11 protein-coding genes are annotated in these 15873 nt (G+C 42.6%); 4 read left to right on the top strand and 7 right to left on the bottom strand.

Annotated elements, in window-relative coordinates; translation table 11 throughout:
- Nucleotides 1-60 precede the first annotated feature (60 nt).
- Nucleotides 61-1491, bottom strand: coding sequence for a Na+/H+ antiporter NhaC (nhaC, locus tag DMB45_RS04260; protein WP_041503315.1), 1431 nt, complete (start codon nt 1489-1491; stop codon nt 61-63).
- 142 nt (nt 1492-1633) lie between these two features.
- Between nhaC and DMB45_RS04265 the strand changes: the two genes are divergently transcribed.
- Nucleotides 1634-2875 (top strand): peptidase U32 family protein, encoded by a 1242-nt coding sequence (locus DMB45_RS04265; protein ID WP_041503316.1) that lies wholly within the window; start codon nt 1634-1636, stop codon nt 2873-2875.
- 312 nt (nt 2876-3187) lie between these two features.
- On the opposite strand, the gene DMB45_RS04270 is transcribed toward DMB45_RS04265, so the two are convergent.
- The 3 genes from DMB45_RS04270 to DMB45_RS04280 all read right to left on the bottom strand — a co-directional run bounded on the left by DMB45_RS04270 (nt 3188) and on the right by DMB45_RS04280 (nt 7997).
- Entirely contained in the window at nt 3188-4018 is an 831-nt protein-coding gene (locus DMB45_RS04270) for an outer membrane beta-barrel protein (RefSeq protein ID WP_041503317.1), read from the bottom strand.
- 6 nt (nt 4019-4024) lie between these two features.
- Nucleotides 4025-5380 carry a PCMD domain-containing protein gene (locus DMB45_RS04275; RefSeq protein WP_041503318.1) on the bottom strand — a complete coding sequence of 452 codons (1356 nt, stop codon included), beginning with the start codon at nt 5378-5380 and terminating at the stop codon, nt 4025-4027.
- Between the two features lie 133 nt (nt 5381-5513).
- The gene (locus DMB45_RS04280; protein WP_052634565.1) at nt 5514-7997 is read right to left on the bottom strand and encodes a YfhO family protein; all 2484 of its coding nucleotides are present in this window, start codon (nt 7995-7997) and stop codon (nt 5514-5516) included.
- 130 nt (nt 7998-8127) lie between these two features.
- On the opposite strand from DMB45_RS04280, the gene DMB45_RS04285 reads away from it, so the two are divergent.
- From DMB45_RS04285 to DMB45_RS04295, 3 genes are read left to right on the top strand one after another with little or no spacing between them, the layout of a single operon-like run.
- Complete coding sequence (locus DMB45_RS04285; RefSeq protein WP_041503319.1) at nt 8128-9621, top strand: lipopolysaccharide biosynthesis protein; 1494 nt, start codon at nt 8128-8130, stop codon at nt 9619-9621.
- The gene (locus tag DMB45_RS04290) at nt 9618-10502 is read left to right on the top strand and encodes a glycosyltransferase family 2 protein (protein WP_041503497.1); all 885 of its coding nucleotides are present in this window, start codon (nt 9618-9620) and stop codon (nt 10500-10502) included. Before DMB45_RS04285 ends, DMB45_RS04290 begins: the two co-directional genes overlap by 4 nt.
- On the top strand, nt 10499-11608 hold the full coding sequence (locus DMB45_RS04295; protein WP_041503320.1) for a glycosyltransferase family 4 protein: 1110 nt from the start codon (nt 10499-10501) through the stop codon (nt 11606-11608). Before DMB45_RS04290 ends, DMB45_RS04295 begins: the two co-directional genes overlap by 4 nt.
- Here DMB45_RS04295 and DMB45_RS04300 read toward each other — a convergent pair.
- The 3 genes from DMB45_RS04300 to asnB are packed head-to-tail and all read right to left on the bottom strand — an operon-like array spanning nt 11575 to nt 15781.
- Complete coding sequence (locus DMB45_RS04300) at nt 11575-12774, bottom strand: glycosyltransferase (RefSeq protein ID WP_041503321.1); 1200 nt, start codon at nt 12772-12774, stop codon at nt 11575-11577. The genes DMB45_RS04295 and DMB45_RS04300 overlap by 34 nt on opposite strands.
- A 3-nt stretch (nt 12775-12777) precedes the next feature.
- Complete coding sequence (locus DMB45_RS04305; RefSeq protein ID WP_041503322.1) at nt 12778-13827, bottom strand: glycosyltransferase; 1050 nt, start codon at nt 13825-13827, stop codon at nt 12778-12780.
- A 25-nt stretch (nt 13828-13852) separates the two neighbouring features.
- Nucleotides 13853-15781 (bottom strand): asparagine synthase (glutamine-hydrolyzing), encoded by a 1929-nt coding sequence (gene asnB, locus DMB45_RS04310; RefSeq protein WP_041503323.1) that lies wholly within the window; start codon nt 15779-15781, stop codon nt 13853-13855.
- Nucleotides 15782-15873 lie beyond the last annotated feature (92 nt).

Consider the following 15873-nt stretch of genomic DNA (forward strand, 5'->3'; position numbering starts at 1 on the left):
ATATAGTTATTTTATCGTATGGATGGTTTTTTAATTATTAATATGATGTGTATTCGTGGTTTATCGTTTCGATATTTTTCGGATTTTATAGTGGATAGCGGTAATAAAGATATTCATAAACGGGCTGATTAAATTGAAGAAGCAATAGGGAAGATAATCGAAAGTAGCGACCCCTAATACGCGTGATTGGGTTGCTCCGCATGTGTTCCACGGGATTAAGACAGAGGTAACGGTGGCCGAATCTTCCAACGCCCGGCTTAGAACTTCAGGTTTAAGCCTATGTTCTTTATAAATCTTTTGCATCATTTTTCCCGGTACGACAATAGACAGATATTGATCGCAAGCTGAGATATTGAAAAGGATACAAGAACCGATGGTTGTCGCCACGAGCGAAGTGTCGTTCTTAATATAGTTAACCATGGCTTCGCTTATTCTTTTCAGGGATCCTCCGGCTTCCATCACTCCGCTGAAAATCATCGCCATCAGGATCAACCATACCGTACTGAGCATTCCTTCCATTCCTCGGGTAGAGAGTAAACGGTCGATGTCGGGAGAGCCCGTTGATAACTCCATTTTACTGGAAATCACTTGCAGGATAAGTTGATATTTGTTGGTGAACGTTTCTCCTTTTATTAAGTTCTCGAGTAATTCGGTTTGAAAAAGCAGAGCAAATAGAACGCCTAAAGCAATACCAATTAACATTGCCGGGATGGGAGGAATTTTTTTGATGATAATGAACGCTAATAGGAGGGGAACGGACAGTAGCCAGGGAGTAATCCGGAAAGTTTCGGCGATGCCGGTTTTGATGTCGTCTGTACTGGTTAAATTTATTTCATTGGTGTGGGTTAATCCGATGATGGCAAAAATGATCAAAGTAATGATTAAAGTCGGTACTGTCGTGTAAATCATGTAGCGAATGTGGGTAAACAGATCGGTGCCGGCAATTGCCGGGGCCAGATTGGTCGTGTCGGAAAGGGGAGACATTTTATCGCCGAAATAAGCACCGGAAATGATTGCGCCGGCAACAATCCCCGAATTCATATCGAAAGCGTGTCCTATTCCGATGATTGCGACCCCCACGGTGGCAATCGTGGACCAAGAGCTTCCGGTTGCCAGGGAAACAATCCCGGATATGACTACGGAAGCAACAAGAAAATAAGAGGGGGACATCAGGTCTATTCCGTAGTAGATCATCGTGGGAATAACTCCGCTTAACATCCAAGTTCCACTTAAGGCTCCTATCAGGAGGAGGATCAGAATAGCCGGCATGGCTGAATGAATGGTACTGAGAATTTTACCTTGCAGGTGATTCCAGTCCACGTGATTATGCCAAGCGATCAGGCCGCTGAGAGTCGCGGTGATCATAAGTGCGATTTGGTTGGCTCCTCCCAATGGATCTTCAAAATAAAGGACGTTTAAAAACAGTAATCCAATTAAAAAGAGGATGGGGATAACGGCTTGAACGAGTGTGGGAGGTTGCGGATGTGTCATAAGCGTGTTCTTTCGTTTTATTGAGATATACGATTTCTTCAAGAGATAGATTCAATGGTTTGGCTTCTCCAATACACTAATTTTCAATTTCAGTTTTTATTTTCGATGAACAAATGTACTTTTGTCGTTCTAAATGTTGCGTATGAAAAGAACAGATTTTGAGATAATGGCTCCCGTTGGCTCTTATGAATCTTTGGAGGCTGCCTTGCAGGCAGGAGCGAATTCCGTTTATTTCGGCGTGGAGGGATTGAATATGCGTTCCCGTTCTTCGGCCAATTTCACGTTGGAGGATCTAAAGTGTATCGTTGAAAAATGCAGGGAAAAGGGAGTGAAGACTTATCTGACCGTTAATACGATTATCTATAATAATGAATTGGAGAAGATGCGCCGGATTATCGATTGCGTGAAAGAGTCCGGTTTGACGGCTATCATTGCTTCGGATATGGCAGCTATTCTTTACGCCCGTTCCATCGGTGTGGAGGTGCATATCAGCACGCAGTGCAATATTACTAATTTTGAGGCGGTTAAATTTTATTCTCAATTTGCCGATGTGGTTGTATTGGCCCGGGAATTGGATTTGGATCAGGTCATGACGATTCATCGCCAGATTGTGGCACAGGATTTAAGAGGTCCCAAAGGAGAGCTCATGCAAATCGAAATGTTTGCGCATGGGGCATTGTGTATGGCCGTTTCCGGCAAGTGTTATTTGAGTTTGCATGAGATGAATGCTTCTGCCAACCGGGGAGCCTGCTATCAGATATGCCGCCGTTCGTATACGGTGAAAGATACGGATAGCGAGGTGGAATTGGAAGTAGACGGAAAGTACATCATGTCGCCTAAAGATTTGTGTACGATAGGTTTTATTAATAAACTGATAGATGCCGGAGTACGGGTATTTAAAATTGAGGGACGGGCCCGCTCCGCCGAATACGTGAAAACGGTTTGCGAGTGTTACAACGAAGCAATAGATGCTTATGCGGACGGTAGTTATTCCGCCGAAAAGATCGAACATTGGAAAGAACGGCTCTCAACCGTGTTTAACCGGGGATTCTGGAATGGATATTATCTGGGGCAACGTTTGGGTGAGTGGAGTGAGGTATACGGTTCGAAAGCCACGAAAAAAAAGGTGTGTATCGGGAAAGTGACCAATTATTTTACGAAGCTGCACGTGGGTGAATTTAAGTTAGAGTCTTATGATCTGAGAGTCGGGGATGAAATTTTGATTATGGGACCGACAACAGGAGTCGTGCAAATGCATGTCCCGGAAATTCGGGTTGATTTACAACCGGTTCGACAAGTCGGTAAAGGTTCTCTTTTTTCTATGCCTGTCGAACCGTTTTTGCGCAGAGGTGATAAGTTATATAAACTGATAGAAGCTGATTAATGGGCCATGGTAGATGAATAGGGTAGTGTACGAGTCTGAAAGATTTTGATTTGCGATTGAATTTTTGCTCCTGCCCTCTTTGAATCGTCAATCTACAATTCGAAATCTCAATGACGAAATCCGTCTAATTGTAAATTTTAAATTGTAGATTGTAAATTGATACTTGCTTCAATTCCAATTTTGCTGTCTTTAAGTCATAAATCGCAAATTCTTTTAATCACACTTAATCCCCTGATTTCGTTGTTTTTTAATTTACAATCGTCGATCTAAAATCTACAATTAAAATAGCATTGTACCCGTCCCCGTGGGTTATTATATGTTTTTATGCCGGAAAGGATTGAGACGGGGAGGTTTTATATCGAACAGGTTATAACTTACGACTAAAGCTCCTCGTATCTGGAGCATTTTGTAATCGAAATATTGATTGCTCGGTTTGAAAATATCCTTGAATCCCCAGGATACACGTAATCCGATCTCTACTCTGGAAAATAATTTGCGCTCGTATCCTGCAATCAGTCCCGCATCCCAAGTATCCAGAATGTCGCTAAAGTTAATTTTTAGCGGTTCGTCGTCGATGGCTCCCGTGTAGACTCCGTTGTCGTCCATCATAAAACCTTTGTTTACCGTTACATTGAACTTACCTTTAATGACCCAGGCAAAATAACCTCCTGCAAGGATGCGGTCTTTTTGATTCCGGAACGTGTATTTGAAGTAGAGAGGTACTTCCATCATGGTAAAGTCCATATTCATTTCAGCCGATCCCGTGAAACGGGCGATAACATCGTTTTTGGCATCGTTGAAACGTTGGTTTTCTATTCTTGCGTCCGCATCGATGGCAACTTTTTTGTAGGTTATTTCAGCTCCGACGGTCCAGTAACGATCTACGGGGAAGGTGAATTTCGCACCTAAAGAGGGAGAAAGTTTCGGATAAGGATTGAATGGTTCGGGAACATTACTGAAGGGAAAAGGGATGGCTCCCCCGATATCGGTTCCCAATTGGACTCCTAAGGCAAACCTGTATTCAACATTTTTACGATCGATACTATCCTGTTTAGCGGATGGGAGCGTTTGTTCCGTTTTTCGCGCAAAAAGGGTAACGGAGCAAAAAATGAATAAAACGGGTAAAAATATATATTTCATCATGGTAGATTAGTATTTGAATGTAAGGTTATCAACAGTTAATGTACTTCCTTTGGCACCGATAAAAAGGTCTCCTTTGTTGCTGGAAGTCATGACAATACTGATGTGAGTGGGTTCCAGATCGGAAGTATATTTGATAGGAATGACTATATTCTTCCAGTCGCGTAGGGAGAGATCCGATCCTTTAAGAACATAATCTCCTTCTCCAATGACGGTCAGATCCGGTATGTCTCTATCGTGATACTCCAATTCACCTTCCCCGTTCCAGTGTAATAATTTAACCCATATACGTCCCTCGTCTATTCCTTTTGCTTCTGTCAAAACATATTTTCCGTCTTTATTTTTAACGGATTGCTGTAACGTGTTTCCCGGTTTATATTTTACATCTATGGAGAGAGAAGCCGGTCTATTGATAAAAGGAATACCGAAGTAGGTCATGGCTCTCGGATCGTCTAATTTGGATATATTCATCTTGAAGTAACCGGTGAACAGGGTTCCGGCTGTAACGAGGTCTCCGATAAAACCTATACTTTGGATGTCCGTGGATATCTGGGCGGCTTTGCCCCCGTTATTCGATACGGGCAAAGTCCCTTGTACGAACATGTTATTAGCGGTCGCCCAGCCGAATCCTTTACCCGGAATGGGATTAATATTTACGTCTATCGTTCCCTCGTTGATCCATAATTCGAAGTCCGAATTTTCAATGGGAGGTACGATCTGGATGTTCCATACCCTTTCGTCTCCGTTGTCGGCTACCAGGGTCAGGTGTTTAGTTTCTCCCGGTTGGGTGAAATGGAAAGAAGTAATATCGGAACCCTCCTTCCACTCTCCGATGCGGGTGATTTGTGCTTCGATATCGATAGGCCATTTTTCAATGGCGTCCTTAAAGACGATTCTAACGTAATTGTCACGGATTCTTGTACTTACCTTATCTTCCGGGAAATTGGTAATTTTAAAGTCGGAAATTTCAGCGTTCGGTTGATCTATGAGTATGATCTGGGCTAAATGAGGAACACCGCTTTCGGAAATCAGGTAAAAAGTTTGCGGTGTATACACATCGTTGAATGTAAATTCTTTCAGATTTAACGGCTGGGCGTTCGTGCTCATTGTTCCGTCAGTTGTTGATGAAAATTTTATTTCAGTAGATAAAGTTAACGGGAATAATTTTCTTCCGTAGTTCAAAGGTATGGAAACAATATTGTTCTCGATGGTTATATTGTTCTGATCGATGTTGATGCCTTGAGGAGTTATTCCGGTAACGGCAAGTGAAGTAATATTGGCCTCGTCACTAAGTTTATCTACTTTAGTACAGGCATTTAATATCAGTATGCCTGTTAAAAAAAGAAGGATAAAGTAATTTCTCATAGTTTATTTTTCTGGTTAAACCATACTTTACGTATTTGAAAATGTAAAGTAAATTATTTATAGATGTATTAACATTATGGGACATTTTCGAGCAAAAAACGTACCAGAATTTTCTTATTTGTATTTTGTCTCTTTAATTCATAGTGGTTTTAGGAGATATTAGAATCTTTTTTATACCTACGATGATATACCCGAGCAGTAACAGTAATAATATGCCGGAACATATAGCTGAAATTTTGGCTCCCGTATAATAAGATTCCGGTTTATATTCGAATACGATAGTATGTTCTCCTGCCGGAATAATCATTCCTCTTAGGATGTAATTGGCTCTGAAAAGGTCGGTTTCCTCTCCGTCGATATACGCTTTCCACCCTTTAGGGTAGTAGACCTCACTGAATAAGGCCAGTTGTTCATTGTTGGCTTTACTCTTGTACTCCAGTCGGTTGGGTGCATATTCGGTTAACACGATCTCTCCGTTTTCGTCGTAGTTGAAACCTTTGTCTTGAATAATCGGTTTGAATTCTTCGTTGATAACGGCTATTTCAGCCGGATCTATCGCCTGTAAGGTGACCAACTCCTCTTTCGGCGTGTTCACTAATTTATAATCTTGTACAAACCAAGCATTCCCAAGGGCGGATCTGTTTTCAATAGAGGCATTGGTATTCAATATAATGTATTTCGTGTTAAGCATATTCAACACTTTTTGCCTCTTCAAGCTCTCCTCCATTCCCGTGAGGGTCTGAGTTGCGTTTGCGTCTTTTTGGAAAGATTGAATCTCGGGAATAATAAAGTAATCGATGATATCCTGATAGCGCTGTAATTTTGCCGCACTATAACCGCCGATGGTTTTGTGGAAATAGCTGGAATGGGAATCGTTGAACACGTTTACGGCTAAATCCAGTACCCGGTAATTCGGGTCATTGTCTTTTAAGATTTCCAGATCGACCGGGCGAGCCCGGAATTGATTATTAAATTCTTTTTGAGTAACGAAATGACTGTTGTTCAGGTAACGTTTGTCGATGGTCCACATGTCCGTCAATATCAGAAGACTGAGGATAATGGCCATTTGAGAGAATTTTAATTTTTGGATCACTCCCGCCCAGATAACGGTTCCTGCTAAAAGAATAAAGATTAAAGAGCGGAATGCGTCGGCCCGTAACATGGATATTCTGTCCTGAATCACCAATGCCCGTAACCAGTCATAGTACTGTTGATCTACGGGAGCGGTAAAATTACCGGCCAGACCGGGAATCAGGGCGAAGACGGCACAAATACCTCCGGTAATACCAATAGCAATTTTTAATCCTTTGACTAAGGTTTTTTTGTCGAATTTTTGATTGAATATTTGGTTTAAGGTATAAATGCCCAACAAGGGAATCGTTAGTTGCAGAATGATCAGGATCATGGAAGGTACCCTGAATTTATTGTATAGAGGTACATAATCGTAAAAGATATTGGAGAAGAACATGAAATGTCGTCCCCAACCCAAGAATAGAGCTAATAAAGAGACTCCTACGATCCACCATTTCATCGGCCCCTTGATCAGAACGATCCCCAATACGAAAAGAAAGACGGCAATGGCCCCCATATACATCGGACCGGCCGTAAAGGGTTGTTGTCCCCAATAGGTTCCTAACTGTCGGATCACTTGATCGACTTCTTTTACTCCTTGTTGTTTCAAATATTTGTAAGTTTCCGAGCCGGTGCCCAATCCTCCTTGAGAGCTGCCTCCTTTGAAATTGGGTATCAATAAATTCAATGTTTCGTCTATCCCGTAGCTCCAAGCGGTGGCGTACTCTTTGTCCAAGCCTTTCGTTTTGGCGGATGGATCGTCGGAGGTTAATTCGGAACCTCCCCGCATGGTATATTTCCCGTATTCCCAGGTGGGCCATAGATGATTGACATTGGTTCCGGCTGCCAATCCGGCCGCAACCACTAATAGAAGTGCCGTTTTAAGGAAAGCGGGTAATGTTTTGTTTTTAATGGCTGTATAGAGTTGTCCTATACCATAGGCAATAATGATAAATGCCAGGTAGAAGGTAATCTGAGGATGATTTGCCGTGATCTCGAACGAAAGGGCCAAACCGAATAACAGAGCGCCTAACAACCGTTTTTTTCGGAAGGCGTAGACGACTCCTGCCAGGACAAGCGGCATAAAAGCGATAGCCATCATTTTAGCATTGTGTCCCACTAACAGGATCTGGAAGTTGTAGGAACAAAAGCCGAAAGCTAAAGCGCCTGCAATCGCTAACCAGGTATTTACGCCAAACGCTAACATCAGCAAATAAAAGCTGAAGAGTGCGATAATAAGGTAGCTTGCCGGACGAGAGCCGATAAATAATTGTTTATATATATATTCCAAGTAATTCCCTTTATATTTCGTGAGGATCATAGTGGTGGGCATACCGCTGAACATGGAGTTCGTCCATAGTGTCTCCTCTCCGGTCTTCTTTTGAAATTCAAGAATCTCGTTGGCGGCTCCTCTCCAGGAAGAGATATCCGACTGGTGCACGATTTTGCCTTCGAAAAGGGCGGGGAAATAAGCATATGAAATGATAATAAAAAGAATTAGTGCAATGAAATGCGGATATAACGGTTTGAAGTTGATTTTTTTCATGGATAAATTCTTTAACTTATGATCAAACAGGGACAAAAATAAAAAATATAATCGTCAAACCCCCATTATCGATAAATAATTCCTATTTTTGTTTACTATTTGCGCGATAAATCTATAAGTACAAAGGTTCATGGGGGTTATTATCCGGCAAAGCATAAAGGGCACTGTTGTGAATTACGTGGGGGCTTTTATCGGTTTCCTTTCCACGATGTTTATCGTGACTCGTTTTTTAACTTCAGAGGAGATCGGTTTAACTCGGGTATTATTTGAGGCTGCCACGTTATTAGGAACCTTTGTTCAGTTGGGGACGACCTCTTCCGCTATTCGTTTTTTCCCTTTTTTTAAAAGTAAAGACGGCCGTAATAACGGTTTCTTTTTTTATCTTGTCGCTTTGCCTTTAGTCGGGTGCTGTCTTTTTATTCCTGTGGCCTGGTTGCTGAAGCAGCCTGTATGTACTTATTTCGAGCAGAACTCGGCTCTTTTCGTGGATTACTATAATTGGTTGTTTCCTTTGATGTTTTTTATCGTTTACCTCGGAGTATTCGAAACGTATTCCAATTTGCTGATGAGAATCGCTGTCCCAAAATTGATACGGGAAGTAGTGATCCGGTTGTTGTTGATCGGGGTTTACATTTTGTATGCCGTTCACGTGACGGGAATGACCGGTTTGGTTGCTACTTACATTGCCGTGTATGGTATTGCGATGTTTTTAAATCTATGGTATGCTTCCCGGATCGGTTCCGTCTCTTTAAAACATGATTTCTCTTTTATAAACAAAGATCTTCGTAAAGATATTTTGAAGTATACCGCTTTTTTAATGGTGGGGGTTATCGGGGGAAGTATCACGAGTAAATTGGATCTTTTTATGGTAAGTGCGGAGATGGGATTGAATTACGGTGGAATCTATACCATCGCCTTTTATATGGTTGCCATTATCGATATCCCTTCCCGTTCGATCACGGCCATTTCTTCCCCGGTAGCGGCGGAAGCCTTGAGGGCCGGCGATTTCGAGAAGGCAAATGCCTTGTATAAAAAAGTATCTTTGCATCAATTGTTGATCGGAGGATTTCTGTTCCTGCTTTTATGGATAAACATAGACAATATATTCGATATTATTCCTAACGGAGCGGATTATCGGGCTGGTAAATGGGTCGTTTTTTTCATCGGTCTTTCTCGTTTGATCGTGATGTTTTTGGGTTTTGGATATACATTGATTAGTTTTTCCAGATACTATTATTGGGGTCTTTATTTTACCTTTTTTATTACGGCTATTACCATTCTTACGAACAGTTGGTTGATTCCCATATTGGGGATGACCGGGGCTGCCGTGGCGACGTTGCTGACCTGTATCCTTTCCCATACCGTTCAACAATGGCTTGTATTTGCAAAAGTGAAAGGAAATCCCTATACATGGAATACACTTAAGTTGTTAGGTATCTTCTTGTTGTTATACGGTTTGAATGCCATTTTACCGGATATGGACAACCCTTGGTTGGATGGGATTTTCCGGAGTTCCATTATGTGTATCGCGGGAAGTGTACTCACTTATTTCCTGCATCTTTCGGTCGAGGTAAATCAATTGGCGGATGATCTGATTTTTAAGTGGCTAAAATGGAGAAGATGATGAAAGAATTAACTGTATTTACCCCGACCTATAACCGGGCTTATACATTGGGACGCCTTTACGAAAGTTTATGCCGGCAGAGTAATAAAAATTTCGAATGGTTGGTCGTGGATGACGGCTCGAAGGATGGAACGGAAGAGCTTATAAAAAGCTGGCAATCGGAAGAAAAAATTTCCATAAGATATATTTATCAGGAAAACGGCGGAAAGATGAGGGCTCATAACCGGGGAGTAAAAAGTACGGAGACCGAATTGTTCGTATGTGTGGATTCGGATGATTACTTGGTAGACGACGGGATAGAGAAAATTTTATCTTTTTGGAAAGAGAAGGGGGGAGATGCGGCGATTGCCGGACTCGTGGGATACCGGGGGAAAAATACCGAAGAGACTTTGTCGGACGGCAAGTTTCCTTATGAACGTAATTCGACCTTGAAAGAGTTGTATAAAAACGGTTTCCGGGGAGATTCGACCTTGGTATACAGAACGGAGGTGCTTCGTTCGTTTTTATTTCCCGAAATTGAAGGGGAGAAGTTTATTACCGAGGCCTATGTGTATAATCAGATAGATCGGCAATTTCAACTGTTGGTTTTGCCTCGGATTATCATCGTGTGCAATTATTTGGAAGATGGATATACGCGTAATCAAGCGAAATTAAGAAAAAATAACCCGATAGGATATGCTTTATACTGCGATCAAAAAGCGATGTATGCCGAATCCTTTAAAGAGAGGTGGAAGAATACGATTAATTATGTCAGCTATGCCTTGGCCGGTAAAAAGAGGCGTCTTCTGGAAGATTCATCGGATAAGGTAAGGACCTTCTGCTGTTATCCATTGGGATATCTTTTATTTTTAAAACGGAGATATAAAAATAAGAAAGTATGAAAGTGGCTTATTTCCTTGGGGCATTAAATCGGGGAGGCATGGAGACTCTTTTATTGGATATTTTATCCCGAGCAGACCTGACTTCTTATCAAATCATATGTATTTATCGGGAAGAGGGAGTTATTTCGGATCTATATAAAGCCACGGGGGTTCCCATGTTTAAGATGACACCCCGGAAAGGAATGGACTTATCTTACGTTTTTCGTTTGAGGAAATTGCTCTGCAGGGAAAAAGTAAATATCGTTCATGCCCAGCATTCGTTAGAGGCTTGTTACGCCTGGTTGGCAACGAGGGGGTGCGGGATAAAGATCGTTCAAACGTTTCATGGTTATGATTATCATCAGACGGCAAAGGGGCGTTTTTTTATGAAATGGATGATCCGGCATGCGGATTTGAATATTTTCGTGAGTGAGGTACAAAAGTCCTATTACGAGAAAAAGTATCGTTTCCCCCGGAACCGGAGCCGGGTCGTTTACAACGGGATCGATTTCGCCAAATTCGAACAACGGGAGAAAGGAGAGTCTTTTGAATCGCCCGGATTGCTGATGGGGAGCGTCGGTAATTTTGTTCCCGGAAGAGATCAGATAACCATTTGCCGATTTCTGGTTTTATTGAAAAAAGCGGGTATCCCATTTCGATTTTTATTTGTCGGCAGGAAAGATTCCCGTTACCCTCGCTTGTATGACGAATGTGTTCGTTTCTGTGAGACTGCGGGTTTACAGGATGAGGTATGTTTTTTGGGAACAAGATCGGATGTACCCTCTCTTTTGACCCAATGGGATGCTTTTATCTATTCTACGGAACATGATTCTTTCGGTATTGCGGTTATAGAAGCGATCGCTGCCGGTATTCCTGTTTTTGTGAACGATTGGGAGGTGATGCGAGAGGTGACGGAAGAGGGCCGGTTGGCCGTGATGTATAAAACAAAAGAGGTGGAACAATTGCTATCCTCTTTTTTAGATTTTTATGCTCATCCCGAAAAATATAGAGAGAAAGCGCGGAAAGCGGCCTTCTATATTAAAGAAAAATACGGGATAGAAAAGCATATGGAGGCCTTGAACAGGCTGTATACTCATTTATCAGGCGTTGGCAATAAAACGTGTTGAATGAAATCGGGATAGTTCTTCTCCGCGGAGAATTTTTCCAGCCATAATTTACGGGGATGGAGAGTCTCTTTGACTTTGTATAGTTCCCGGATTCGGGCAGCGATCAATTCGGGAGAAGAATCGGGAGCGATCAGAATACCGGTTTCCGGTGTGACGATTTCACTTGTCCCTCCTACATTTGTTGCGATAATCGGAATGTCGAAAGAGATCGCTTCCATAATCGCCACGGGTAATCCCTCGCTGGAACTGACATTGATAAAGATGTCGATCGGTTGTGATTGATAGTATTCGATGACTTGTTTGTTACTCCGCCTGCCGGTAAAGTTTACCTTTATGTTATCGGGAAGAAGCAGACTTTTCTCTTTTAATTCCTCCCATAGGTTACCGTCTCCGATGTGGGTCCATTCGATTTTTTGATCGCGGATGGTTTGTAAGGTTTCTAAAATTAAAGCTACCCGTTTGACGGGAATCACGTTGGAGCAGCTCAGGAGACGGATGATACCATCTGGAGGGAAGTTTTTTTTAACCCCATGGTCCAGTGTACCCAGGTAACTGCAACAGGCATTGAAACGGTAACTTCCGTATCGTTCCGAGGCGTACTCCAAACCTTGTTTGGAGATATAGACGGCTTGCGTCAGGTGAGTGTAAACTTCTTTGCGGAATGGAATATATCGATTGGCTCTTCTTTCCAGGTATAGGTCGGCCCCGTGGAAACGGACGATTTTTTTGCGCTTGTTTTTAATGAAGGGGAGTACGTAGGCCGTACCGATACCCCAATAAAAATAAACGGTATCATTCTTAAATTCGTCGTTGACTTTTTTAAAATCTTTATTAGAGAGGATGGCCCGACAGAAGGTAGATACCGAAATGTATTTTATAATTTTGCTTAGGCCGGTATAAGCTTTATCCGAAAAGAATCGGCGGATGAAATAAAAAAAGGGGGCACGGCAAAAGATTCCCGACAAAATCGTATCCCGGTCGTTTCTAAGCATGGGTTTTAGTACCTTGCAGTTGGCCGGAACCTTTCGGGTGATCTCCCCTTCGCCTATCCAGGGAAGAATCGTGATCTCATCGAAAGCTTTTGACAGGTAACCGATTTCGTTTTCGATAAAAGGTTCTTTGTAACTGTAAGGAAAACTCTGGGTGAAAAATAACAGTCGTTTCATGGGTTATTTGTTTTTACCGTAGTAATTTTTGGAGAAACCTTTTACTTCTTTTCCTTTCAGGGTATTCCATGCTCCCCAAAGCAATCCTGCCCCGTAGGCGAATACTTGAATATTCAGTGTCAGTATAGAGAGTAAAGCCGTTTGGCCGCTTTTGTATTTACAATAGGATTGCACGAAAGCAAACAAGCAGATACCGATGAATCCGCACCCGATGACGATCCAAATCAGAGGGGCATGGGCGGGTAATAGAAAAGAAAGTATCCCGACAAGGATTAATCCCAAAAGTAATAATGCCGGTAGTAGATGTACCGCTTTTAATGTATGCGGATGTCTTCGGGTCAGGTTAATCCGGGCGACACCCCAGTTGAAGATCTGTCGGAAGAATTTAGGGATACTGGTACGCCGTTTGTGATACACGTAAGCTCCGGGAATCAATCCCACCTTAAAGCCTGCGTTGTATATTCTCATGGAGTAATCCATGTCCTGTCCGTGACGTAAACCTCCCATGCCTCCGATCGTTTCATAAATTTTCCGGGATATGCCCATGTTAAAACTGCGGGGGTAGAATCTTCCGATATGTCTTTTGCTGCCGCGGGTTCCTCCCGTACCGATGAAGGAGGTCATCGAATAATTGATGGCTTTCAGCAAAGGGGAAAATGAGGGATGGCAGGTGTCCGGACCGCCGAAAGCATCGTAAGAGCGTATTTGTTGTGTTTTTTCGATTTCCGTTAGCCAGTGCGGGGGAAACATGCAGTCCGAGTCTACGAAAATGAAATAATCCCCTTTGGCTTGACTCATGCCGAAATTGCGGGCTGCTCCAGGGCCTTGATTTTGTTGGAAAACAGCTCGTATCTGCAGGCCGCTGGGAGAAGAATAGTGTCGGATGAAATCTTTAAAACCGTCTTTTGAACCGTCGTCCACGAACAGAAGTTCGAAAAGGGAGCGATCTCCTTCTAAGGCCTCGGCACTGACAAGCAGTTCTTTGACCTCCTCCAACCGGTTGTAAACGGCTATGATGATGGAATATGTCGTACTGGTGTTTTTTTCTCCCATGCTTATCCTGATATCGTTTTTTATTCTATTTATAATAAGATTCAATACGGTCGTCCGTTCTGTGGTGAATGAATTGATCTTCCCATATGGCTAATCCGACTAAAATCCAGATGTAATTGTAGTGCCACCGGAGTTTCGGATGGGCCGGATAGTCCAATATGCGTTTGATGTAATCGTAATTGAATATGCCTTGTCGATCGATGTATTTTTGGGTCAATATCTTTTCTGCGGTCTCCTTTAAATCTTTTTTGAACTGGAGGTACGGGTTAACGGTAAATCCCCATTTTTTCTTCGTGATGATTTTGGGCGGCAGATAGGGTTCTAACGCTTTTCGGAAAAGATATTTTGTCTGGTTATTCTTTATTTTTAATTCCACCGGCAATTGGAAAGCGAATTCAACTAACTCTTTGTCGAGTAAAGGAACTCGTTCTTCTACCGAGTGGGCCATGGACATCCGGTCGTCGGTCAATAGATAGTCATTGACCATTTTGGTTTGAAATTCGGCATAAAGAACCTGATCCAGGGCTTTTTCGTGCCGGACACGGTGAAATAGGCTGTCGAACTCCCTGTGAACCCGAATACTCTCCATGCGTCGTTGCTTCAGAAACGATTCGTTATATATGTTTTTATAAAATGGAGTATCGTAATCCCAAACATTTCGAATAATCAGGTAGAAACGTTCTATGTTTCCGATGGCAAGCAACATTTGCACTCCTCGCCGGTATTCGTCGTAACGCAGAGCATGAGAATTATTTTGGAGCTTAAAGATAAAGTCAGATTTCCAGCGTAACAGACGTTGCATCCAGTACGGGGTATAATGATGCCAGCGATTGAACGGATAGATGAATTTATGAATATCGTATCCGGCAAAGAGTTCGTCGCCTCCCAGTCCTCCTAAAATTACTTTTACTTTCGGATGTACGAAAGCGGACATATTGTAACCTTGTAACAAATTGATCTTGGGCTCTTCGGCATGCCAGATGACTTTGGGCATCTGTTGCATGGGGTTCATCGAGAGGCTCAGGGTATGGTGTTTCGTGTGGAAGTAATCCGCTATCTGTTGAGCATCCGGAAATTCATCTGTGGGTTCGTTGAAGCCGAGGGTAAACGTGTTTATCTCCGCGACTCCCAATTCGTGCATTTTTTGTACGATTGCGGAAGAATCCAATCCTCCGGACAAGTAGACTCCCACCGGGACGTCGCTGATCAGCTGTCGCTTTACGGCGGCTTTGATCAAAACATTGATTCTCTCTTTGGCCTCTTTTTCCGTGATGGAGCGGTCTGTGCCCACGGGCATCTCCCAATATCGCCTGACCGTAAAAAGTCCGTTTTCGAATAAGGCGAAATGGGCAGCCGGAAGCCGTTTTATCCCTTTGAACAATGTTTCGTTTCCTTGGGTATATCTTAGATTCAAATGAATATGCAGTGCCTTTAGATTGAGTTCCCGTTCGTATTTCGGGTGGAGGATGATGGATTTTTGTTCCGATCCGAATAATAGGATTCCGTCCTTCAGGTAATAATGAAGGGGCTTTACTCCGAAATGATCCCTGGCGAGAAGGAGCCGGTCGCGGTTCTTGTCTAATAACGCGAAAGCGAATATTCCGTTTAACCGGTTAAAAAAATTTGTCCCGTACTCTTCGTAAAGGTGTACCAGCACCTCGGTATCTGTATGGGTACGAAATCGGTGTCCTTTGGTTTGCAGTTCCTCCTTTAGCTCTTCGAAATTATATATCTCTCCGTTGAAGATAACGCAAACGGACTGATCTTCGTTAAACACGGGTTGATCTCCCGTGCATAAATCGATGATGGAGAGACGGCGATGACCTAAGGTGAAATTTTGATGGGTATAGATGGATTTGGCATCCGGACCTCTATGGGCGATTGCGTCCAACATCTTCGACATCAACGGCCGATTGTCTTTTTCTTTTTCAAATATCCCGGCTATCCCGCACATAATTACCCTTATTCCGATAAAACGATGTTATGATCTTCGTTTACAAAGTTACTATTTTTCGGGAGCTTGTACAAATTGTTCATCCCTTTTGC

This window comes from Sanguibacteroides justesenii (assembly GCF_003204205.1).
GTDB classification, from domain to species: Bacteria; Bacteroidota; Bacteroidia; order Bacteroidales; family Marinifilaceae; genus Gabonibacter; species Gabonibacter massiliensis.